This is a genomic window from Pseudomonas sp. Kh14 (assembly GCF_900291005.1).
Lineage (GTDB): Bacteria > Pseudomonadota > Gammaproteobacteria > Pseudomonadales > Pseudomonadaceae > Aquipseudomonas > Aquipseudomonas alloputida.
On the sequence record NZ_OLKJ01000019.1, the window covers coordinates 21937 to 47312 of the forward strand.

Annotated in this window: 12 protein-coding genes; 6 read left to right on the forward strand and 6 right to left on the reverse strand. The window is 56.5% G+C overall.

The genetic code is table 11. The features are described from left to right. Positions 1-405: 405 nt before the first annotated feature. On the reverse strand, positions 406-5310 hold the full coding sequence (locus FQ668_RS08735; RefSeq protein ID WP_144180009.1) for an RHS repeat-associated core domain-containing protein: 4905 nt from the start codon (positions 5308-5310) through the stop codon (positions 406-408). Between the two features lie 186 nt (positions 5311-5496). On the opposite strand from FQ668_RS08735, the gene FQ668_RS08740 reads away from it, so the two are divergent. From FQ668_RS08740 to FQ668_RS08765, 6 genes are all read left to right on the forward strand, one after another. Then, a complete protein-coding gene (locus tag FQ668_RS08740; RefSeq protein ID WP_019437425.1) occupies positions 5497-7341 on the forward strand; it encodes a hypothetical protein in 1845 nt (614 codons plus the stop codon). Between the two features lie 84 nt (positions 7342-7425). Next, complete coding sequence (locus tag FQ668_RS08745; protein ID WP_144180012.1) at positions 7426-9933, forward strand: hypothetical protein; 2508 nt, start codon at positions 7426-7428, stop codon at positions 9931-9933. A 13-nt stretch (positions 9934-9946) separates the two neighbouring features. Further along, positions 9947-12238 carry a hypothetical protein gene (locus tag FQ668_RS08750; protein ID WP_019437423.1) on the forward strand — a complete coding sequence of 764 codons (2292 nt, stop codon included), beginning with the start codon at positions 9947-9949 and terminating at the stop codon, positions 12236-12238. A gap of 30 nt (positions 12239-12268) precedes the next feature. After that, positions 12269-15166, forward strand: a complete 2898-nt coding sequence (locus FQ668_RS08755) for a hypothetical protein (protein ID WP_144180015.1) — start codon at positions 12269-12271, stop codon at positions 15164-15166. A gap of 58 nt (positions 15167-15224) precedes the next feature. After that, positions 15225-15716, forward strand: coding sequence for a hypothetical protein (locus tag FQ668_RS08760; protein WP_134698102.1), 492 nt, complete (start codon positions 15225-15227; stop codon positions 15714-15716). Positions 15717-15743: 27 nt separating this feature from the next. After that, positions 15744-19637 carry an RHS repeat domain-containing protein gene (locus FQ668_RS08765; protein WP_144180018.1) on the forward strand — a complete coding sequence of 1298 codons (3894 nt, stop codon included), beginning with the start codon at positions 15744-15746 and terminating at the stop codon, positions 19635-19637. Positions 19638-19712: 75 nt separating this feature from the next. Here FQ668_RS08765 and FQ668_RS08770 read toward each other — a convergent pair whose 3' ends face one another. From FQ668_RS08770 to FQ668_RS08790, 5 genes are all read right to left on the reverse strand, one after another. Further along, positions 19713-20867: a fimbrial protein gene (locus tag FQ668_RS08770; RefSeq protein ID WP_172830934.1), complete on the reverse strand. Its 1155-nt coding sequence runs from the start codon at positions 20865-20867 to the stop codon at positions 19713-19715. Next, positions 20860-23358: a fimbria/pilus outer membrane usher protein gene (locus FQ668_RS08775; protein WP_026031865.1), complete on the reverse strand. Its 2499-nt coding sequence runs from the start codon at positions 23356-23358 to the stop codon at positions 20860-20862. The genes FQ668_RS08770 and FQ668_RS08775 overlap by 8 nt, the downstream gene beginning before the upstream one ends. A 27-nt stretch (positions 23359-23385) precedes the next feature. Continuing rightward, entirely contained in the window at positions 23386-24123 is a 738-nt protein-coding gene (locus tag FQ668_RS08780) for a molecular chaperone (RefSeq protein ID WP_019437417.1), read from the reverse strand. Between the two features lie 61 nt (positions 24124-24184). Next, entirely contained in the window at positions 24185-24730 is a 546-nt protein-coding gene (locus FQ668_RS08785; protein WP_019437416.1) for a fimbrial protein, read from the reverse strand. A gap of 187 nt (positions 24731-24917) precedes the next feature. Next, positions 24918-25328, reverse strand: coding sequence for a PA2817 family protein (locus FQ668_RS08790; protein WP_014591942.1), 411 nt, complete (start codon positions 25326-25328; stop codon positions 24918-24920). Positions 25329-25376: the final 48 nt, after the last annotated feature.

A 25376-nucleotide genomic window follows, 5' to 3' on the forward strand; every position in this document is an offset into this window, starting at 1 on the left:
ATAAGGAGGGGCCGGGTTGGCCTGCTACCGGTTGTTGGTGAGAGAAGGCTAGCGTGGAGTGGAAGTTGTGGATACTGGTAAAAATGCTAGGTGGGTCGATAATAAGTAAATAAAAAGCCAGCCCAGTTTAAGCTGCAGCCCAGGATTCGGGTTGCAGGTACTTGCTGAGCAGGCTTTTTAGGTGGCATCTACTAGGGGTTTGAGAATGAGCTGCTCCAATTTTAATCAAGTACTAGGCTCTGTACGAAAAGCCTTGATACTTGTTCATGCTGCGTTGAAAACAGCCTCGGAATGCTCATGTACTCCAGTACAGTCGGGCGCGACCCCGGCCGTTCCTCGGCTGTTTTCGCCTTGCCTGACCTGCGTCTCAAGACTTTTCGTACAGAGCCTAGTAGATTGTGTTGCTCAGTTAGGCGCGGGGGCGTAGATGAAGCGACCCAGTTTTGTATGTCTGTTTACCCACTGGGTAAACAAAAAACTAGGTTGATTATTACCCCCGCCAGCTGCGCCAGCGGCTTCGTCCAGATTGCTAGCTGTATTCTGCACAATACCCGTTGGCACTACATTAGTCGCTTTGCTGCCAGAGAAAGCCAACTTGCCCACAGAGAATGCTACTTTGCCAACTGCTACAGAGGCAGCTGTTATACCCAGAATCATTGCCGCCGTTCCCGCAGCCTCATCGTTGTTGATGACTGAAACTGCCTGCGCTACGGTACCGCCAAGGGACAGCCCTGCAAAGAGGGTGTTCGTGAGCGTTCCTTTAATGGTGGTAGCTGCAACCTTGACCAATAATCTTTGCACGAAACCGGCGGTACCTGCTCTGACGGCCATGGTCGCAGCGCTCATCCCGGCTTCCGCGGCAGGGCCGAGTGCCCCTACCGCAGCCAGTGACGCACCTGCGGTAAATACTGCTGCAACGGTAAGCGCTACCCCAAGGCCCAACATGATCCAGTTCAATGTGCCGCCACCAGGCTTCCTGCGCCCCAGCCAGTTAGGGTCATCTTCGTCAGGGCGCCGCGGTCTGCCACCGTCGCCCGTGGCAGTCAAGCCGCTGGGGTCGCGCAGGGCAATCGGGTTGTTCAGGCAGTAGGTGTAGGGGTTCAGTTCACCGGTGTCGAACACGCTGCGCGGATCGGGGCTGTTGAAGCGCCTAAGCCCCGGATTATAGGCACGCATGCCCCGCCCCAGCAGGTACCAGTCACTGCCTTCATCCAGTGCCTCACCGTTGAAGCCCAAGTTGCTGTGGACAGGCACCGTGACGTGCCGCTGACCATAGGCGCTGTAGCGTATGTCGCGAACCGCGCCAGCTTCGCATTCGGCGATGACACTGTGGCTGGAATCGGTTTGCAGCAACAATGTTCTGGCGGGGGCATCGCTTTGCTGGGCCAGTGGTATATCGGCATGGAAGCTAAATCGTGTGTAGTTGCCGTCCTGGATGGCCAGACTCAGTCGGTTCTCGTCGAACCACAGTTGCCTTGGCGAGCCACTGGCTGTCTGGCTGGTCAGTAGTTGCCCTTCACCGTCGTATTGATATTGGCTTTGGCCTCTGATTTGCAACAACTGGCTTTCTTCGTCGTACTCCAGCACGCGGCCATGCTGGTCGACCGTCAGGTTACCATTGGCATCATGGAAGAATGTGACGGTTTCTGGCGTACTGCCGCTCGTGGAGAGCGTCAACGATTTCAGCAGGAAACGGTCGTCTTTGTTGTATTCATACGTCGCACTCTCACTGGTGCCGTCATCAAAGCGGGTGAAGCAAACACGAATATTGTCAATGCTGTCGTAATCGAACGCCTGTTGGCGGGGGGTGCGGCCTGCCTCGTCTTTGGGGATCTCGCGGCCGCTGTATTCGACCATGCTCAGTCGCCCCAGCCGGTCGTAGCGGAATGCTTCCCCGAGCACAACATCATCATCAGGCCCGGGCCCGTCGTGCAATACGCGGCTTTGGAGCAAATTGTCCTTGCCCCACACCTGAGTCAACGTAGGCAAAGGCCTTGTGTCTAGCTGCTGGGTGCGCTTGTTCTCACGCCCATGGTCGTCGTACTCAAGAGATGTGGTCAGTGTGCTGTTGTTAACTGTGTCGGTGCTGGTTACGGATATCAGCCTGCCCAGGCCGTTGTAGCCGAAACATGCCAGCAGGTTGCCTTGGCGTGTCGCCGTGATGAGCCCTTTCTCGTCGTATTCATGGACGGCAGTCATGCCCCCGGCATCTTTGCTCGATGTCAGGCGGTTGTGGAAGGTGCGGACATACTCGGCCGTGCGCGGCACATCGCCTGCCGTTTCGAGGGTTTCGCCGGTCAACTGATCATGCGCATTGTAGTGATAGACCCGTTTGCCGTTGGCACCGCGCGACTCCTTCATCCTGGCTGTGATCGGGTCATAGATGTACTCGTCGCCTTTTTCGTCAGCATTCACGCGCATATGGGTAGGAAGAGGGGAGAGCGCCAGGTTGTACTCGTAGCTGATGGTATCGCGCGCGCCGGTGATCATGGCCGCTGGTTTCGATTGGCCGGGTTTGTACCGCAACTCTTCGGTGCGCTTGCCAATGGTGCGCGAAGTCACCTTGCCCACCCCGTTATAGCACTGGCTGCCCACCTCGAAGGGTGGGTCGGACTCGCGGTTGGAAAAGGCGGTGATACTGGTCGACCATTCGGCGTCCGTGTGGTGGGCATAACGATGCTCGATACGCGTTTCGGTTGGCCGCGTGCTGGCACTCAAGCGGCCGAACGGGTCGTATTCGAATGTTGTCTCATACTGGCGTTCATCGAATTTGCTCACGCACCGGCCAAGGCCGTCGTAGTGCATCACCTGTTCCGCCTCGATCACATCGACAGGGCTCAGGCGTTCTATCCGTACCGCCTTCTCGAACGCGTTGCTCCAGGTCCTGACCTTCTCGCTTTTCTCCGTTTGCTGCGCCACCTGCAACCATGTGGTCTTGCACACATTCCTGTTTTCATCTTCCACGGTGGGGTCGAAAAGCGTGTGTTCCTGAACGTTGTCGTGGCGGATCACCACACTGCGCCCTTCCCAGTTGTCGTACAGGTATCGCTGGGCCAGGTACGGCACGTCGGCAGGGAAGGGTTTGCCCTCCAGCCAGTCGTACTGCCTGTCTTCAATTTCGCGTCCCCAGGCGTCGTGCACCAGTTCCTGGACCTGGAACAAAGCGTTGGGCCTTGTCGGGTCTATATGGCTCGCCAGCACCTGGTGCACGCGGCCCAAACCATCGAACCGCGTTTCAGTGATCACGGATGTAGGTGAGGTATAGCGCTGGCTCGCCTGCTCACCCTCTTCGGCACAAAGCGCATACTCATTACTGCGCACCGCTTCGCTGGCGCCACCCCCTGCCACGACTTCAAAGGTCTTGCGGTGCAGTTTGTCGGTGACGATGCGTCTCTCTACCCTGTCCTCGTCGTTGCTCAGCACCAGTTCGCCAGAGAACAGTGAGTGCCCTTCGCTGGTCTGCATGCTGGCCTGGTCATGCCCCACGGTGTCATGCACCGTTTTCAGCACGGTAATTGGAGCCAAATCATGCAAGCGCTCGTCGTGCATCTTGTCCCAATCGAGCGTCTCGAACTGGTAGGCATAGTCAACAGTGCTTTCCAGCATTTCAGGCTGGCCCGGCTCGCCAAAGGCGGGGTTCGGGAAGCCCGTGGTGCGTTTTTGCAGGCGACCATGTTGCAATGGCTCTGCCAGTTGCACTTCTTCATTTTCCTGCTCGTGATAGTCATAGGCTGTGACTTTCAGTGTGCGATCGTTGTGGCTCAGTGTTTCGCTATGAAGGGCACACCAGCTTTCCTGCCCGGTCGCTTCGCTGCTGCTGGCCAGTACTTTGATTTGTTTGTACGTATGCGTCGTGACCAGTGTCTGGGCGTTTCCACCGTGCCCAGCCGCCGGTGTCACGGTTTTGGTGTGTAGGTCGCACACAAAGTTTTCAGCATTGCCTGGGTAACCCGCATCCCCATTCCGGTACCAACGGTTTGTCTCCACGACGCCGGTCGCTGCTTGCTGCATCAACACATTTCCGTGATCGTCGTACTCGACCCTGATGGTTTCCACGCGTTGACGGCCGCTATCGCGCAGCCGCCAACGGGTTTCGATTTTGATCGGGTACTGACAGGCGTTCACTTGCTCCTCGAAGCGCCCGGGCTTCAGGTTATATGTCGTGATTTTCTCTTCAATGAAATTGCCGATGACTTCAGTGTTGTCGGCGTTCAGCTTGGTGCCCCGATACACAGCTTCACGGGTGTTCAGGTGAAACTTGTTGAACTCTCGGACGGTGCTGCGTACGGGCCTTTCATCCACCCAGAGTGTCTCTGTGGTGGCATAGTCATAGTCGATTTCCTTGCGGAACAGGTTGTCCAGGCCATCGTCTATCCACTCCAGTGGTGCATTGCCACCCAGGAAGTTGTGACCGTTGCTGGAATAGGTGTAACGCGTGTCGATCGGGGGTTGCTTATTGCCTGGGTGCTGCACATGCTGTGTAACCCTTGGCAGCGGGTCCAGGCCCGAACCGATCGGGAACTGGTGGCCGTAATCATCGTATTTCAGTTCTTCGAAACCGCCCGCAGGGGTGTACACCGTGCTGATGCAATCGACATTCCTGACGCTGATATAGGAAAAACGCCAGCTCGCCTGGTTGTCGGTGGGCAGTTCGATGCGGGTTACCCGGTTGTTGGTGCCCAACACCATGGTATAGGTGGCGTTACCCGTGTCAGTTGGCATCCTCAGCTGCACATCACCGTTACGAACGGCCTCCAGCAGCGTGACGCCGCGCATGTCGGTGATCTTGGTCAACATCGGGAAGCCGTTATGGGTGCCGTATTCCAGGTTCAGCCAATGCCCCTGGCGGCTGAAGATGCGGGTCGGCACCGCCCTGCCATTCGTGCTTGAACCTTTTCGCTCGAGCACTTCCACCATGCCGGAGCGGTGCACCACCCGCCAGCGGTCTTCAGCGTCCTCATACAGGTGGAACGTGTCGATCTTTTTCTCCGACATCGTCAACTGGTTGGTAGCGCCAACACGGCCGTCGGCTTTGAACGTTTCGCCATTGGCCAGGGAAATGATCCTGCGTTTCTGGGCAGGGTCGAACTCGGTGGTGGGCAGGCTCCAGCCCCTGCCAAAGCCGCGGTCCTGTGTGTTCAGTTGGCTGTAGCGTAGGTTCAATTCGATTTCAGGCGCCAACAGGTCACTGCCGTAAAACGCGGAGAGGGCGATTTGAAAGGAATAAAGGCCCGTTCGCGAGTCAACACCGCTCTGCATGTGATTGAAAAAATTGAAGGCATTGGAATTGATACTGGATTCAGTGGCCATGATGAAGAGCGCTCCAGGGGTGAGGTACGGGATGCATAAGCACGGACACTAGCAAACGGCATAACAGTTGCCACCTGTTAAAAGTGCTAGTTTCGGCAAGGCGGGCCAAGGTGTAAAAAATCCCCATCGAGATCAGCAGTTAAAACCAGTGCTGATCAAAGCAATTAATAGGGTGGGGATTAGCGAATGAAACTTCGCAAGCGGCATGGCGAGCAATCCGAGGGCTTAATGGCTTCAACTGCGGCGCTGCCGCGCCCCGAGATTCCGTTATTGAAGGGTGATTCGCTGAGTCTTGATGACTTAGGGGCTGAAGCGCTGAAAACGTACATCAAGTACCCAGGAATAGACCTGGGGCATTTCGTCGCTCCGCGCTTTTTCGGGTGTGGTGCACTGGGGGAAATTCACGACCGTGACCCAAACCCGCTAGAAGTGACTGATCTGGAGCCTGATGGCAGTTTCTTGATTGAAATAGATAATAGCCTGCTGCAAGGCCTGGACAAGGGCTATGCGTTCTATTCATACGCGCGAACCGATATTCGGGGTAACGTCATGCCAGGCCCGGCCCTGGAAGAGTCATCCGGCCGGCTGTTTTTTTATATCAACAAGCAAGTTGAGCCTGCTCTGATGTTGCCGCCGCCGCACTTTATGGACAGTGACGGTCTTGTAATTGACCTCGAACGCTTGAAGGGAGATGGCCGTGTTGTTACCACCCATTATCCCTTCATGACGGCGGGTGATAACGTTGTGCTTTCATGGAAAGACGAATTTGGTAATTCCGAAAATTACACCAAAGAGCTGGGTGAGGGCTCTGGCGAGCCATTGGTTTGGGTAATTGACGAAATCAAGTTTTTAATAGCCGGTGGGTGGTGCGAGCTGAGCTATACCGTCAACTATAAAAACGGTGGAATAAGCCAGTCTCCGGTCCAGCGCTTCACCATCAAGCTAAACGCGGGGCAGTCGCCAAGTTTGCCCCCCCCGGTAATACCGGGGCACAGTGGCGGCTGGCTCGACCCGGCCAAGTATGGGGACGGCTTACCGGTTGAAGTGGATGATTACGGCATTCGACACGGTGATGAACTGCTGCTTACGGCTGTGAGCAAGAAGGTTAGCCGACACATGCTGCGTATAGACCGTTCAATTCTGGATAGCAAGCGCTTGCGTTTTCTTGTGCCGGCGCAATGGTTGCAAGAACACATCGGTGAAGCGGTAAAGCTGACTTGGCAATGGGCCAGGGTGGGCGGGGCAGCCGACTCCACACCCTTGGATTTTGTCTTGAAGAAGCCGTTGGTTCTTAAGCCTCCGTTCAACCCGGATGCTACACAGCAAGAACCTGAGCCGGGCGAGGAAGTTGATCCAGAGATGGTTTCATTCGCTTTCATCAGCCCGAGTCTTTTGACGTTGGGGACAAAAATCCGAGTGCCGCAGGAGTCGGAAACCAATGATGGCAAGATAACCATGTACTGGGAGGGGTTTGGTACTACAGGTAAGTACCAAACCGATAAACCCACTGTCGGTAATCCCTGGGAGTTCCAGATTCCCCGTGCTGTGATACCTGCCAATTTTGGCAAGCGGGTCAAAGTGTTTTATACCGTTAAAGATGCTGATGATGGCGAGCAACGCTCACCTGCCTATGGCTTGAAAATTCAACCACTGACATCCGATGCTTTTCGAGCGGTTCAGTGCCCGGACTTTGCGACCTCGGACATTCCAGTGTCGCAGGTTATCGATAGTGTAACGTTTACGTTGAACAGTAATAGCTGGCTTTTCTTCGCGCAGGGCCAGATTGTACGCGTTTATGTTACGGGGAAGTCAAAGCCGGGCGAGCCCTCCTTGCCAGAAGAAGTGATACGCGATGACAAGCCAGTCTCTGCGGATGAATGGAATGAGGGTTGGTTGCGAATGAGCCTGAGCAAGGAGTATCTGTTGAAGCTTGAGGAGAATACTCATTTCCATGTGTACGTAAAAGTCAGTTTCGATGAGGGTACAAGCTTTGTTCAAGGCCGGACTGCCGAGTTCAAGGTAGTGCCTTGAATTCCAGGTCTTGCGGCAAGTGTTGGTTAGATGACTCGTGATCGGTGAATGTCACTGATTTGTTATTTTTGTGAGGATAGAACCATGGCTGAATATAGCTTTGAACAATTGTATGCGTGGCTGCTAGAGGAAAAGCGCAGCCTGAAGTGGGGCATGATTTCTTTCATGGACAGGGAAAAGCTGAATCGTCTGCTGCTGCAGGTTTACATTCGTCGGTTCAAAACAGACTCTTACCTCAAGCCCTTGACCGGGAGTATCGAGAATGGCCCGGACCGGCGTTTTGCACTAAACCAATTTACCCTGGATTGGCCGCGATTGGGCTTCCTGGGCGGGGACGCCAACGATTCCACCGCGCGCTTGACCACACAGGTCATGTCGGGAACACAGTTGGGTTTGCGTAACGCAGCCGGGGAGTGGGAAGTTCGGGAAATACGCGAAACCAGTCCGCTGCTGGGGCCGGAACTTAACCTGAAACTGCTACTGGCCAACGTGCCCGGCGTGGTAGGTGAAGAGGGGCGCGTGCGACTTGACTTGAAAGAAAGCTCCGACTTCAGCATTAACGTATCAGACGACCCCGGTGAGCAACGGCTGGTGGGTGAGTGGTTCAAGCAAAAGTTTGACGGGCTGGAGGCCCCAGAACGTGTGTTTACGCTTGGCCAGATAGAAGCAGGTGGTGATCCGTTACTGCGCGCCAAATCGTTTGCCTTGCGCACGCAGGCACGCAAGCGCGACCCAGACGATGACGAAGGCGCGGTACTGGCCATGGTGCGCTTTGAAGGGGATGAAGAAGGGAACATCCCTGGAAATGATTTTCGCTACCTCCTTCCCAATGACATGTCCTATGACGCGACGGTGTTGGTTGAACCCTCGCGAATCATGTTGGCACAGTTGGTCGAATCCCTGAAAACGGTCGTGCGTGGCGTCGAGTTTGACGTTGTTCACGACGAAGAGGGCAGGCTAGTAGGGGCTGTGGCTAAAAGTGGAGAGATGAGCATTGCAGCGCAGACGCTAGAGCATAAATTCACCACAGACCCAGATATGCTCGGGCGAACACTGAACGTGACCTTTAAGGTCTTCATGGATGAGGTTGTAATTAAGCTTGATAAGGTTTTTAAAGTTTCGATCAATGATGATGAGGTAGAGATCGAGTGGCACGTTACAGGTGTAATGGCCATTGAGCCGATATCTCTTGATGATGACACAGGGATGATTGGCAGGACGTTGGATAAAGATTGGGTAGATACTTCTGAGTTTTACCGGCGCACTCAGGATGATTTCAGCTATAAGTTTATTTGTTCATATGAGCTTGATAGTTCAGGTGTTGCCTTGAAGTTTGTTGCTTTGAATCTGGAGGAGATTCATGCGCCGGCGCCTGTGATTGGAGATATTAAACTTCCCGAGGTGCCACCAGTTGATCAAGATTACTGGATTATTTTTAATCTCATGATGTTTTATCTTTCGTTCATGATTGTTCAGATTCACAGTTTTCTGCACGCTGTATTCAGCGCGGTTGAGGGTGTAGAAACCCCAAGTGTTGAGGTGCTCCTGCGTGAAGCGTTTGAGACAAATTTTGAATTTACCAGCCCCCTCCGTGAATTGGTCGATAACACCATCAAGCTTAATTTTGGCAATGCCCTTATCAGCCAGTCTCTTTACGCTCCTGGTGATCTCGTCTTCTTTGGCGCTGTCAATCCGACCGTAACCGCGTTCGCCATCGATCCCATGCAACATACCCTGGTGGCGGGAAGCGCGCCCTTGCAGTTCAACACGGTCCCGGCGCACCCCGGCCTGATTCGCTGGACGTGCGAGCCTGTACTGGATTCTGTTTCCAACGGGCAGATTGGTTCGATCGATGAACATACCGGCTTGTACACACCGCCGGCTGCCTCGGATTTCGATGGCGACTTTGTACGGCTGCGTGTCAATGCGCGGCACATAGGCACCGACTTCAGCAGTTCGGCACTGATGACTGTCTTGAGGTCGGGTTTGCACATCAGTCCGCTCCTCTATGTGACACAGGTCAACAGCACGCCCCCCACGGTCAACTTGCGAGCCGGCTACCTGGGTGATGTAACGAACTTGAAGTGGGAGCCGCCTCAATATGGCCAGTTGGCCGCCGACGGTAAGACTGCAGTTTATACCCCCCCTGCAGTGATGCCCCCCCTGGATGGCTACCCTGACGAGCTTGCCTCTTTCGCGCTCGATAAAATTACGCTGAGTGATTCCACTGATGGGGAGACCGCGCGCGTCGCATTGGTAATCACCGAAGGCAATGCGGGGCTGCCAATGAAAATTACGCGTGAAGTGGATGTTGCGGCTGGCACTGTGCAATTGAAAGCCAAGGTGGGTAACGTTGAATTAACTCCGGCTCAAGCCCAATGGAAAGTAGTGTACGGCTCAGGTGTCATCGACCCCAATACCGGTATCTATACCCATGATGCGTCCAGCAGTGATCCATTTGCTGTGATATCAGCAACGCATGATACGGTTTATTACGGCGTTTCTCACCAGTATGTAGTGCAAACTTTGCCCCCGGCGAGGCTGGAGGATGCTGTGCGCGGCGTAGGTGCTTTCCAACTGCCCAAAGTATAAAGGAAGATTCGTCATGAGCATGAACAAACCGTCATTGCTGGGTGATTGGTTGGTCGATAACCCGGACCTGATGAAATGGGACAGTATTACGGGCGTGTGCCTGACCGCAGGCAATACCGCGCTTCGGCAAACCCATGCCACCCATCTAAGCCAGGGACACGAAATTACAGATTTATCTGGCCAGCTTGAAATCGACATGAGCGATATCGTTTACCACTTTGCAGGGTACCAGTTGTCAGGGCCACAAGTGGGCATTAATCGCGCGAGTTACGAGAGCACCCGGTTGGAAATGGTGGCCAACTTGCATGGTGGAACCCTGGTCATGACCGAAGGCGGCAATAAAGTCCTCAGCCTATCCGAGCATGATGCGCTACAAGGCCTTGAGCTTAAACAACAAGCCAGCGCAGATTTCAAGAATGGCGCATTGGTGCTGGATGTGTCCAAAGGCGAAGACATGCGCCTTGCAGTGAGTGAGCACGACAGCGAACAACTGTTGGCGGGTGACTGGTTGCGTCAGCAATTGCCAGTAGAAGCCGAAAAACTTGAGTACCCGCTGGTCAAGGGGTTGCAGGGGCAACCGGAGCTTGAATTGAGGGTTGCCCAGCTTGCCACACAGGCGGATGCCCAGGACAAGGGCGACACCTTGGTCGTGTTTGCGTCTTCGCAGTATGGCAGTGCGGGGGACTTGCCCAATATCAATGGCGATTTCCCACGTCTGCTGCCAGACCCGCCTGAGCCAGAAGATGCGGTGCAGTTGCTCAGTGCACGTGTGCTACACCGTAATGCCTTCCTCGCTGGTTTCACCCAGCTGTTGGACGGGGGGCGTTTCAGCTACCGCAGTGAAGACGGGCGGCTTGTCGAGGTGGTTGCTGAAGCGGGCACCTTGCAGATACCGCCTACGAATTATGAGTCCCAAGGATATATCTTTGCCGCCAAGCCCTTCCAGATAGGCGCGGCAGGTGGGGTTACAGCCACTTTCGAGCTGGACCTGATCACCTTGCAGTGGCATGGCGAGGCCACGATTGACTTCAGCTGCCTAGCCAAGGGTGAAGAGGTACCTTCGGAGTTCAATGCGGATTTTGCCCTGTCGCTGCGACACCGTTTTTATTTGCTACCCAACATTGAAAACGATCAGGGCTTGCTGGAAGGGCAGTTTTTCTCCCCCTGGCCGGAAGCACTGGAAGCCCATGCCCGGCGCGGCCTTCCCGAGGGTGATGAATACGAGGAACTGCGCTTGCAGGCAGGGGACTTTGCGGCCTACGCGGTGAAGCGGGCAATCCTGCTGGCGATTGCAAAAAAACTCAACCCTGCAGCCCCGGAGCAGTGGATGGAAGCGCTGACAATCGGGGGTGGCCATACCATAAAGTTCAACCCTGCCGACCTGGCGTTTCCCGGTGCGCTGTTGGCTTCGGGTTCGCTGAGCCACGATGCTGCGTTTCGCATTCGCGATGACGATGTGAATGTGCTCGCGGGCGGCTTCCATGAATTCATAGTGGATAACCCGCACAACGAGGCGCTGACCTGGACATTGGAAACCCTCCCTGGCGGGCCTTCCGACCCTGGCAGCTTCGTCGATGGCAAATTCCGGGCACCTCCTGCGCACACCTTGCAGAGGCGCTCGGGGCAAGTGCTGGTGATCGCCTCCAACGAGGCGGGCCAGAGAAGCGTTGCCGTCGTTACGGTGCTGCGCCAGCCACTGACGGTCAACCCATTCATCACCGTGATGCAAGCCGGCACACAGCGCCTTTTGAATGCAGGGGTGCTGGACGAAGCGTCCCTCGAAACCAAACCGCTGAAATGGACGATGGTCAATCCTGACCCTGAGTACAGCGGCGAGAAGTTGGAAGAAGACCAGGGGCGTCGTTGCCGCTACATGGCCAAGGCAGCCGATTCGAACGAAGAACAAACCTATTGGGTGGAATCGTTTGAGGTGGAGCTCGAAGAGCCCGCCGGCAAGCAGGCCGTACATGTGCTGGTCACCCTGCGGCAGCCCATGCTCAGGGTGAAGTTGGCCACTGCACCAAAGCGCGATGGCAGCATGCAATTTGAAGCTTACGTAGGTTCGAACAAAGACCCGGTGGCCGCACAGTGGCGCCTGGCAGTGGGGACGGGGCAAATCGACCCTGACACCGGCCTGTACGTGCCCGCGCAGAGTGGGCCGCAATCCCCCGGCATTGTGGTGATTGCCTCCCATGAATCAGAGGGGTACGGGCGCTTTGAAGGGCACCTGATCATGCCCTCGCAGCCCGACCGCTTTACTGCCTTGTGCCAACAGATGCTGGCATCGAAGACGCGCTCGGTATGACCCACTCGCGTTCACTGACAGGAGAATGACATGTCAAACCCCATTTCCTATGTGTTGCAGCGGATGGACAAGCGTCCCATTACCGAAGGTTGGGGGGCCGTTGCGGCGTTCAGCCGCGCGCGCCTTAACGAGGTGCTGCTCGAGCAATACAAACAGCGTTTTAGTGCGTTGAGTTTCGTTCCGCTGTTCAATGCAGACGTCGACCATGAAGACCATATCCGCACACAAAGCGTGTTGCGCGGGATCGAATTTGGCCCGCCGCTGCTTTCATTTGCCAATGCGTCGCTGGAGAACTCCACAGCACAGCTGACCTTCCCTATCCTGGCCGGGGTCTACAGGCGTCAATCGCCATTGGCAGAAAACCTGCAGACGCGCTTCATCATCGATGCGTCCATGGGTTATTCGCTGATGATGAACGTCGACCTCAAGCTGGTGACCGGCGAGATCGACCGGCGCGGGAGGGTCACGCTGGACCTGGCGGAGGCGTCCAGTTTCAGCTGCAACCTGGGGGGTGAAGACGAGCACCTCAATGGCCTGATCACTGCCGCCATGCTGGATTGGTTCAAACGGTTACCCGCGCACCAAGGCCAGTTCGAATTGGGCATGATTGACTTCTCAGGCTACTCGGCTTTGTCGCCCGTCAACTTCACTATCCTGACCCAGCCGGCGCCAGGCGCCAAAGTCTTGGGGGCGGACAATTATGGCGACGGTGCGGTACTCACCTTCATTCAGTTGCGGGCAAATACGCAGCCAGGCCAGATACCAAAGTCGTTTCCCTACCTGATTCCCGATGACCTGGACGAAGACGGAAGCGAGCTTTATTCGGCGACCATCGTTGTGGACAAAGCCCTGCTAGGCCATGTGAGTGACGACAATCTGGATGTTCTGGCATCGATACTGTTCGGGACGTTGCACAAGTTCGAGGAGCGCGAACGGCATACCCCGCACGACCTCGCAGTGTTTGGCAGCATTGTCGCTGTACCCCCGTTATATACCATCGACTCGCCCACCACTACCGTGCCTGCGGGCGGATCAGTCAAGTTTACCCTGCGCGATCAGGCAGGGGAGGAGGTGCAAGCCAGCCAATGGTATGCCCGCAGCCGCCAGAGCCATTTGGCGGTGGGCGATGGTGAAATCGGCCCTGATGGTCTTTACCAGGCTGTTGGGCTTGAGGATATTGGCCATCACAGCCTGACAATCTTTATTACAGCCGAGCTTGATTCTGACGATGGTAAAGAAACGCATCGCGTGACCACCCAACTGATCGTGCAGTTCGAGCAGGTTCAGATCGCGCCGCGGGTGGGTGTGTTTGCCGCGCGCACGCCGATTGCACTGAGCGCGGCCATGCCGGGGGGCAATATCGAGTGGTCGCTGCTCGGAGATCCGCGCGGTCAGCTTGCGCAGACCCACGGCCACCGAAATTCCTATACCGCCGAAAAGGCGGCCAGCCGGCGCCAGCTGACTGTCCAGCAAGTGCAAGCCACAGGCAGCCAGCAGCGTATGTCGACACTGGTCATGCTCAATGGTTTGCAATCGATGGTCATCGACCCTGTACGTGCAACCGGCCTGAAGCCAGGTGAGGTCGTGCCGCTGATAGAGCGAGACCCGGAATTACTGCCAGACGCACGTCGGCGCTGGAAACTGATCGGCCCGGGTACCCTGGATGGCGAAGGTAACTATATCGCCCCTTCAGGTGAAGAACAGGGCGCCAGTGTCGTGACCTGCGAGTTGGTGGAGAATGGCGTGGTGCTGGCGTCAGGCTACAGCTTGCTCGAATTTGGCGAAGCGCAATTGGTGGAAGAGGGCACCTGGATCAGGTTGAAGAGCTATACCATCACCGTACCGGGAGGGACCGAGCAAGGTGCCAAGGGCGAACTGCTGAGGAACGGGTTCCAGTCTTTACGGCTGCAGGTAGTTATCGAAACCGAGCCTGTGGATGGCCAGTACTATAAATTGACTGCAGACGAACGCGCCACCATCGGCTTGACCATCAAGCAAGATAAACAGGAAGTGGCTTCGCTGCCTGATCACAACAACCCCAGTGGCGGCTTGGATGCAGCCGACAAGAGAGTTTGGGGTATCCGTCGTGTGGCTAACCGTTTTGATTTGGTGTATTCGCAATTGGCCGAGGCGCTTCCTGCCAGAAACGAAGAAGCGATAACCCGGCAGGATCTCTACCTTCATACCAAGGCGCGGGCAGGGCAGGCGACCACCTTCTACAGTATGTTCTTAGCCGACGCGGGGGGGCCCTATCAATCCGATGATAACAGCGGCAACGTGGGGGCCACGATTGAAATAACGCCCAAATCACCTCCTGTCTTCGGGGAACAAAACTATTCCTGGACGCGCGTGCGTGTAGAAGGTAGTACGGGTCTCCCGAACGAACCCGGTGACCCGGCGTTCGATTATAATTTGGTAACGCAGGATTACTGGATACTCAAGTTGATTAACAGCAGCTTCGAAACCATCGAGTTTCTGGCGCGGAACGCATCGGACCCCCATATCAGCACTTCCATGATTCGTTGGGAGTCCGAAAACAAAAACGAGGTAATGTTCAGTTTTACCGGTTCTATCTTCCGGGACAGCGAAGCCAAGGACGCCGCTAAATGGAATTCAGGGGAGGCTAATAGCGTCCCTATCGACTTTGATGAGAACTTGTCAAAGCTCATGGCCAACCGAGAGGAACTGAAAAAAACAGTATTTGACGATGTTTTTGAACAGGGTACCTTGGTAATCACTAATCATCGGTTGATGGATTTCGACTACGTCGGGGGAGAAAACGCTACGCGTGATCAACTTTCGAGATCCCTGGTGGTTTTGCTACGGGATCGACAGGGTAATGCCCATTATCGGCGCTTCGCCTACAGAGGCCCCACTACGCTCGGTCATCGAAACTACATCGACCATACTTTGTTCACGCCAGTTTAAGCGGATGGGCCGCCTGCTGCGCGGGCGGCCTGTTAAATATATTGAAAGGAGTGTAATCATGAAACTCTGCCAGTCTGCGTGGTGCGTTGGTATGCTCTCGGCTTTGTTGTCAGTGGTGACAGGTGTTTATGCACTTGACAATCCTTCCGAGGCGAAAAGCACGGCACAAGTGTATTTTGCGGGTGGTAAGGATGAGCCTGATGCTGGAAACACCTGCTCAATTGAAATAGAACCGAATGGACCTCATAAATTTAATTTTCCGAATAATGGTTGTAAAAACGACGATATGTATTGGTATCGAGTCGAGAACGCCCCGTCGGGTACATTGATCACAATGTACTCCGAGGCTCACTGCCCCGATGGCGAAAGTTGGTGGTTCACAATTAGAACATATATACAGCCGACAACAACCGGCTGGCGAAAGATCGCAGATTTAGGGCCGGCCGCACTGAAATCTATTGTTACGGGAGGTGTTCTTCTTGATCAAAAGAAATATTCAGAGGGTTCCCAAGTGGGCGGTAAACTCTCTTGCGTGAAAATTGACCTCTAATCCCGAGCTACTCCAAGGAGAACGATGATGTCCGATGAACGTTCGGTGCATTCCAACGCCTTCAACTTCATGAGCCACTTGACGGGCGGCGTCGATTCACGCACGGGCTTGTACACTTTCACCGCCAAGCTTCGCAGCATTTCGGGCAACGACCAGTCGGGGCCCGAGTTTGACGTGACGTTGCGCTATAGCCCGCTCAGCCTTGCCGACAGTGGTTTTGGTACAGGCTGGAACCTGCGCACCACCGAATTCGACCCTGCCCAGAACCGCCGGATCATTTCCCTGGCCAATGGCGAAACGTTCAAAGCCGACGGCCGTGCCGGCGCTACCAACCAGTTGACGATGTCGGAGAAAAAGATCGACACGTTCCACCTTTATGAGGACGCTGAAGACCGCTGGCGGGTGGTGCACCGCTCCGGCGTGGTGGAAGTGCTCGAGCGAAAAGGTTCGAGCCCGTACGTCAGGGCAGTGCCGACCCGCATCTTCAGTCGCCAGGGCCATTGGCTGAATCTGGAATACGGCACCCATAACGGTTTTCCGATGTTGACCAAGATTACCGACATGCGCGATGTCACCTTGTTGGAAGTCGTTCGCAATGACAATGTGCAGTTGACGATGCCGACAGACACGGGTATCGCCACCTATACCCTGGTGTTGGGTACCGGCAACCGGGTGGACCGCATCGAACTGCCCATCGACAACCCGGTGGACCGCGCCGGGCTGCGCATCGAAAAACCGCCGAGGTGGGGCTTTACGTATAGCCGCATCAGAGATATCTATTGCATCAGCACGGTCTACACCCCTTCGGACGGTAAGGATGAACTCACCTATGGTGATGGCGGCCACCAGTTCCCGATCGGTTCGGGCCTGGACCCCCTGCCAAGGGTTACACGGCATGTGCAGCACCCAGGCCATGAGCAACCTTCGATCGACACGCGTTATACCTATTCCAGCAACGGTTACAACTTCCTGGGTGGCAATGCACCGCTGACCTGGGTAAACGATGGCCTGGACAATCTGTTCCGCCAGGTTATCGACTATGACTATGCCACCACAGAGACACTCTGGGTTGATGAAAAGCCCGTACGCAGCACCGTCCGCGAGTTCAACAAGTTCCACCTGCTTACCAGGGAAACGACCTATGTAGGTGAGGCGCTGAATGCCGACGAAACCGAAGTTATCGGCAACCAGATCAAGGAAGTCCAGACGGGGTATAACCTCAAGCCTGGCGCCCTGTTCAAGGAGCAGCCAAAGTATTGTCAATTGGTCCACAGCATCGATACGTCCTGGTGGTTGAAGGACGACCCGTCCGCCAGGTTCACGTTGGCGGAAGCCAGCACCTACGACGATCACGGCAACCTGAAGACGCATAGGGCCGTCACTGGTATTGAAGAGACTTACACTTGGTATGAGGCAGAAGAGCCGGGCTTCCCAGGCCATGCAGAAGGCTTCGTTACCTACCTGAAGGAAAAAATCCAGAAGCCGGCAGCCGGCTATCCCGGCAGTGCTGCGGTTCGCACCACGCATTACACCTATCAGCAGTTGCCAACGCTGACCAGTGCCCAACCGCATACCCAGCAACAGAACTGGCTGGAAGTGCAGGTCGAAACCTATACCAGTGGCAATGAAACAAAAGCTACACACCATGCTTTTGAGCAGGCTAAGGATGAAACGGGCAATGAGGCTGATAAACCATTGCAACATGGTCGCCTCAAGAGCCAGCAAACGCGCTACCCGAACCCGAAAAAGGGTGAACCGAACGAACCGGACACGCTCGACACCCTGATGGCGCATACTTACACCTTCGAAACACTCAGCTGGGATGCTGCCGAGGGTCGGGGCCCCTTGGTCAAGGGCACCATGAAAGTGCTGCAGGACAAGCAGCTACTGACTGGCTACGACGGCACCAACAAGGAAATCAGAGTGCAGCGCTCCCTGGCATCGGGAGAAACGGTGCTCAGCCGTGATGAAACCAATACGGAAATCATGACCGTATGGGACGCACTGCTGCGCGTCGAGCGGGAGATTGTCAGCCCGGGCAAGGAAGAAGAGGCGTTTAAACGCTACGAATATCAACTGAGCAACGACGAGGGCGTTCAGGCCACCCAGACACAATACGATGTGAAGGGTGTGATGACTGTGGCCTATTTCGATGGTGCCCATCGCACGATCAGGGAAGAACGGGAAGACCCGGACAATGGTCTGCCCAAAGGGGGTACCAAACCCATCTACACGGCCCGGTTCGACGCATGGGGCAGGTTGCTGGAAGAGACTGAAATTGACTGGCTCAAGGGCCGTGACCTGCCTTTGAAAAGCGGCTACAAGTACGATGCCTGGGGTGAGCAACTATGTGTCGTCGGCCCTGATGGCGTAGGCGAGTTCGCGCAAACCAACCCGATCGGCGATGGAGAAACCGGCCCGATCAAACGCGAGTGGCGGCAGAAGGTGCTGGACGCTGAGGGGAACGAACTGGAAAACGGCGCCAAGACCGGGGTCACTGAAACCCAGCTGAACCGCTTTGAGTTGCCTGTGCAGGTTCGACGGTGGGTGCAGGAGAAGCCGACTGATGAACAGGAAACCGTACTCAAGAGCGAGACGCTGACCCAATACGATGGATTGGGTCGCAAACATCAGGAAGAGTCAGGGCTGGGTAACGCGGAGCAAAAGCAGAGAGAAAAATTCACCTACGATGGTTTCGATCGCCTGCTGGCTCATGAACTACGTAAGGATGAGGTTGTTTACAGAACCTTTGCGGCACACACCGACAAGGACTTACCCATCACCATTCGGGTGAATGACCTTGAGCTGCTGGGTGAGCAACACTTCAACGGCCTGGACCTGATGGATTGGTCGAAAACCGGTGGCCGTTTACAGGAATATGAATACAAGACGGGTGAGCTCAAACCCAACAAGGTAAGCACGCCATTGGGTGTTATCGAATACGATTATCGTCCCTACCTGACAGAAGAACCTGTGCTACGAAAACTGGGGGGCAAAGAAGCCAATTATGTGTTCGACAAGCAGAACGCACGCCTGGAAAGCTGTGTCGAGGCCCAAGGGCAATCGATTTCGCGCACGTACTACAGCACGGGTGAAGTACGCGTTGAAACGCGTGGTGAATACGACATGGAGTATGGCTATAGCTACAGGGGGCGAATGGAGTCGTACCGGGATGTGCTGAACCAGACCCAGATCAATGAATACGACAATGTGGGTCGGCTTGATACCACCACACTGGGAGACCTGTCGAGCCAATTCGCATACGACGACCTGGGGCGTACAGCGAGCTATGCAACCACTGATGCATCAAGCGACCCGGTCAATACGCTTAAAACGACGTTGGAATATGATGACCTGGAGCGCGAGCGTTCGCGAACGTTCACTTTCAGCCAAGGGCCCGAGCAAGTACTTACCCAGGAATATGACGAATTTGACCGCATCATTGAACGCGTTCTTGCAGAAGGCCCTGCGACACCGCCCACCGTGCTGCGTAAAGAAACGTACAGGTATGATTTGCGCGGTCGGCTGGTCGATTATACCTGCGAGGGCGACCTGTGCCCAATTGACCCTCATGGCAAGAAGATAGCCCGCCAGGTGTTTGGCTTTGACGCGGTGGATAACATTCGTCAGGTTGTGACGCAATATGACGGCGGTGGGCGTAATCTGGCGATCTACCATTTCACAAACCCTGCGGATCCTGCTCAGCTTTCAGGCATTGAAAACAAAGTCGACGATCTTGAGCCCACTCATACAGAGCTTTTTTACGATGAAAATGGCAACCTGACACACGACGAAGCTGGTCGTATTCTGGAATATGATGCGCTCAACCGTCTGATCAAGGTGACAGACCCTGAAAAAGGGGAGTGCCTGTACGGTTATGACCCGCAGAATATTCTGAGTTCGACCGAGAGTGAGGCTTGATACTGCAACCTGAACCTGGATCAATCCGGCGCCCAAGTCCTTAATGGACGTTGGGCGCCTTTTTGTCCGCTCGGTTCAACGGTAGCGAAGGGTGAAGTTCAAAGCGCCGAACGCGTCGCCGGCAACGACTGCGCTGGCCTCGTCAGTCTGGTAGAAGCGTGCGCCAAAATTCAGCACGGTGGTGTTTTCCTGGATCGGTTGGAGGTGCTCTTCCCGTTGCAGCGGTAGGGGGGTACCGTCATCTTTCAGCACCTGGATGCCAACCCCTTCCGCTGTGGAGTCAGTGGTGAGCGTGAATACGCCGTCCAGCCCCGGTACGGGGGTCGACCCCTTGGTGGGTTCGAGTTCGATGGTTGCCATGGTCAGTCCCCCCGGGTCTGTCTTGCAGTTGCTCAGGGTAATTGAAAACGGCACGGTCGCTGTTGTGGTGCCTTTGCCGACGAAATGTGATTTGTCCCATGTCTGCAGCTCTACGGGGGTGTCGCTTATCGGGTCGCCGATGAGGGCGCATTGGGTTTGCAACACCTGGGCCTGTAACCGATAGCGCAGTACCAGGCCCAAGCCTGTGGCATCGAAATGCCCGGTGAACAGTTCGGTGTCTATCGTATGCTGGCCGGGGGCAATATCCCCCGTTTTGACCAGGGTGACCTCGCTCGTGATACCGCTGAGCTTGAAGCCCCCAAGCTGGTTGTTGGCCTGCATGGTCGACCGCATCGGGATGAAAGGGTTGTGTGGGCCACCCTCTGGCATGAAGAAAGTGGGGACTGCGCCGTTGAAAGGTGCCCGTAGCCGGATGCGCGCGCCGACCCCGTCGATGTTGGTTTTCAGGATATAGCCATCGGAGGGCTCACCTTCAACGGGGGGGAGCGGGTCGGGAAATACATCCCTGGCGTTCATGTCGAAACGCCAGAGTACGTCGCCATCGTTGAAGCAGAGCAGTTCCGAGCGTGGCATGGACTGGGTATACGAGGACAGGTTGGGTGTGCCGATGGCGCTGCCTGGCTCGGCGTTCGCAGGGACATGCATCACGCCGCTGAGTATGCGCGTTATGGTCATTGGCTGGCTGCCGACGGTCCAATTGCAGCGGTCGGCGGCGTGGGCTTGATAGCTGCTGAGCAGCGCTATGGGCAGCGCCCAAGGCATGAGGCGTTTCATTCGCAGTTCCTGGTGTTGAGCGGCCGTTCTGGGCACGAGTTGCATGGCGAGAAAGGCGCGGGTGAAGTCATTCACATGTCAGCGATAGCACGCGATAGCCTTGCTGTTGAGCAATGGTCTGCGGGTCCAGCGCGAAGCTGCAGCGGTTTTCGGACGCTTCGCCCCAGCGCGCTTCAAGGCGCTGCAGGCCGTCGGCAACAGACACCATCACGCGGCCTGCCGGGCCGATCATGCCCAACACGTTTTCATTGGCGTCGTGGAGCTGGCTGCCAAAGGGCAAAGGCTGCTGGTCTTTGGTGGCAAGGGTCAGCACCACACGGTTGGCGCGACGGGCCTGGAACTGGGTTTTGATGACTGCGCCGCGGCGAGGTATGGCATTGGCGATGCCGTTGCTGATCTCGACCTCCGGGTTCAGCCGGTCGGTGTCGAGCACGAGCTGGTTCAGCCGGTAGGGACGCAAATGGGGAACCAGGGCATAGCCTTTGGTGTTGGTGCGCACGGCGCCGTGGCTCTGTAACCCCACGTCAGCGGTATCGGGGACATGCAGCAGACCAATGGTTTCGCCCAGGTAGGGCCCGAATTCCAAACCATCAGCGTGCAGCAATGCCGCGCCACTCATATTCAGCGACAGGCTGCTGTAGTCATCCGATACCGAGAGGCCGGCGCCGAGGGTTGCCTGAGGTGCCTGGTAGGCCACGGAAAGGCCGGCGCTTTGTTGCCGCTGTTCGCTGGATGCGACTGTGGCATTGTAGCTTACGCGGTCCACTTGGCCGTTCAACGCTGCCCGCTGCGAAGTACCGTGGGCAGAGTTTTGCAAGTCAAGGCTTAAACTGCTGCTGCGGCCGAACTCCAGCGGCAGGGATACGCTCAGGCCAAACTGACGGTCACTGCCCGAACTGTTTTGCGTCAGTGATTGCGACCCGTAGAGGTTGTAGCTGACGCCGTTGTGCGAGGTGTTGAAATTGAGTTGGAACTGACGCTGGCTATCGCTGCGTTGCCAGTAATCCTGCTGCGAAAGCGTAAGGCTGAGTGTGCTGCGCTCGCCCACACGCTGGTTGATCGAGCCCTCTATTCGGCTACGCCGGCTGCCCAGGAACAATCGGTCGCTGCTGCGCTGGCTGACCCACTCGTCGAAGTCTCGATAGCCTTGGGTGGAATAGCGATACCCGGCAAAGCGCAAGTGTGTGCCGTTGTTGAAGGCTTTGCTGTATCTGGCGCCATAGCTCATGCCTTGCAGGGAATGATGTTCCATGGGGGCGATATCGCTGCGTGCATGGGTGATATCGAAGGAAAGCGCCCCAATTGTCCCCAGGTCCCGTGCGATGCCGATGGCGCCGGCGGTGTAGCCTTGGCTGGCCATCAAGCCGCCATACAGGGTGGCATTCCAGACCATGCCCAAGGCCATTGTTCCTTGCCACAGCAGCGGGTCATCTTGGCTTTGGGCCGGGTTGTAGCGGCCCAGCGTGGTGCTGTAGCGCCAGACCCCGGGACGAAGCAGGTTGGTAATGCTGGCATAGGGCTGGATGAACCGCCGCACCTGGCCATCGGCTTCGGTCAGTACCACCTCCAGCTCGCCCGTGGCGCCCACGTTCAGGTCGTCGATAGCGTACGGGCCAGGGCTGACATACGTTGAGTAGATCGGGTAGCCGTTCTGCCACACTTCGAGTTTGGCGCGCGATTGCGCCACGCCGCGCAGGGTGGGGGCATAACTGCGCATCGCGTCAGGCAGCATGTCGAAATCGGAGGCAAGACGCACGCCGGTGACTGGCACGCTGCGGAATATGTCGCTGCTGGTGAAGGTTTCGCCCAGCGTGATGTTGCCCCAACTGCCTGGCAGGTCGTGCTGGGCGTAGGTGTAGGAACGGTCCCAGGTTTGCCGGCCCTGCTCGTCGCGGCGCCAGGACTGGTTGCTGCGCAAACGCCAGCCGGCGAGGTTGATGCCGCTGTTCAGGAACAAATCCTGGCTGTTCTGGCTGCCGCGTCCGCGGCTTTGGCTTTGCTGCGTGGCCGCCTGGTAACTGACGAAGGCGGCCGGTATGCCATCTTCCCAGCGCGCCGGGTCTACCTGGCCTGCCATATCGCGCTGCAGTGCGATTTGCGGTATGGAAATAGCCAGTTGCAATAGGCTGGCATCGAAGTCGACGCGTGCGCCCGGCACCAGCCTGGGCAGGTCGAGGCAGGCGTTTTCAAGTGTGGTGGGGTCAGAAATGGCATCCAGTCGCAGCCCCAGTTCGGCCATCAGGCCGGGGGGCAGGCACGGCTGCAATTGCCCATCCCCGGCTGGCGGCTCGAACGCAAGTTCATGCACGCCGGCGGGGCTCAGGTTGACCAGCACTTGCACGGGATAGCGCCCGGGCGGCAACTCTTGCTGTTCGGACAGCGCGTGCAGGGCCTGAGCGGCGTTCGTCCTGGGCTGCCCAGGGGACAGGTACAGAAAGCTTGCCTCGAACTCGGCGCCTACCGGTGGTGTGGGTGTTGCCAGCACCTTGCCGGACGCCAGGCAGAGAACCATTGGGCAAACGTGGCGCAGGCGAATACGCCTGCACCCGTGGGGTTGCAGGATCATTGTGGTTCCTTCAGGAGTGGCCGGAGGTCAGGGGGTGTCGTGCACCGGAAGCGTCAGCGGTTTGCTGATGCCGCCGTAGTCATTGATCACCGCTACGATGGCCTGCAAGCCGGGGCCTTCCAGGCTGGGGGGCAGCAGGTAGCTGAGCTCGGACATGGGGGGCACCATGTCTACACCCGGCAGGGCTTCCTGTTGCTTGCCCTTGACCAGGTCCAGCCGGTTGAAGGTGTAGTGATAGGGCGTGGGGTTGTGCAAAGTCAGGTGTGGGCGGCCGTCGCGCAGGGTTCTGACCAGGCGTAGCTCCTTGAGCCTGTGCTCCGGATTACCTTGAACCTGCGTCGGGCGGTAGAACAATTTAATCCGCGTGCGCAGGGCAATGTTCAGGGTGTTCTGTTTACCGTCGATGGCCTGGGGAATTTCTTGCAGGTTGAAAAAGAACAACGATTCGCGGTCCTGGGGCAGGTCGTTTGGCAGGCCGCTGATCTGAACCGACTGGTCCTTGCCTGCAGCCAGCCTGAACAAGGCCGGGGCGGTCATGAGCGGTACGGCCGTGGTGGTGTCATCGGCCTGGGTATTGACCCAGGTCTGGGCGGCGAAGGGGCGCTGGCTGGGGTTGGCAACTACCACCGAAGCGCTGCGCTGACTGCTTTCGTAGATGATGCGCGTGCTGCTGATGGTAAGGGCGGCCTGGGCGCTGTTCAGCAAGCTGGCCAGAAGCAGCAGGCAACCGCCCAGCATCGTCGAAGTGCGGGTGACGGGGAGCATGGAAAATGACCGATTTTGAGTGACAGTGGGATCCAGGTGCGCGAAGGCACCTGGCAGGGCATCAAGGCAGCGTGATACTGAAGTTCACATCTGCGTTGGCATCACCATCGGTCACTGTGCCGGTCTTCAAGTACGAAGCGTAGAACTTGAGGTCTGTTACGCCTGTGGATGCAATGTCGTACTCCTTGGATGGCGTTCGCGGAGCGACATTTCCCAACATATCATCCTTGATGGCCAACGCCAGGCCCTGCGCTAATCCACCGCCGCTGCGAATGGCATAGTAAGCATTTCCAGGGCCTGCATCGCCGTGGTGAGAGTTGAATGTGACTTGGGTTTTGTAAGGACTTGGAATATTGCAGGTGCCTACATCTGCATCAACGCGTAACGCGAATGGGATGTCGGGGGTGACGGTGTTGGTGTCGAAGTATTTGACCGCGTAGTTTCCAAGCTCAACGGCGCCAATTGCGCCCGAGCCCGGTATGACAATCTCGATCGGGCAAGTACCGCCGCCGTTGATATGCCCTTTGAAAAGGATCTGGCCTCTTTCATCGGCAAAAGCCGTGGTACTTGCCAGGCCCAAGGCTAGCGTCATGAAGATCTTGTTCATGGTTCAATCCATACGTTGATAGGTTGGCTGGCTGCGTGAAGGCACGCAGCGTTTCAGGGTTGCCAGGGCATCCTTGAAACGAGCGACAGCGTACGGGCGGGGGGGCGAAGCGGATGTAGGGCGGAGTGCGACCAGCGTGTTGAAATGTCGACAACCACCCGGCTAGAGCGCCGGGTGCATGGAAAGATCAGTGACGGGAGGCTGGGCCGGTTGGGCTCAATAGCTGTTTTTCAGCATGCCAGTCGAAGGGTTCGTCATTCTGCTCTGCCTCGTAGCGGCGCTCCTCCAGTTGCTGGTAAACGGACAGTTCTTCATCGGGCATGTAGTGCAGGCAGTCGCCGCCGAAGAACCACAGCAGGTCCCGTGGCACCAGGTGGGCGATTTGCGGGTAGCGCTGAATCACCTGGCATGTCAGGTCCTGGCCCAGGTATTGGCTTTCCAGTGGGTTTTGCGGCAGTAGGGTCAGCAGTTCGTCGAAGCGTTCGAGGAACAGGGCGTGGCTTTCCTCCGGCACCTGCTCGGCTTCACCCAGGGCCACCAATATGGTGCGCAGGTGGTTCAGCAGTTGCAGGTGATATTCCAGGTGGGGGTTAGCCATTGGGGTGGTCCTCGAGGTGGTTGAAACGGGGCGCGGAGTATACGCCGG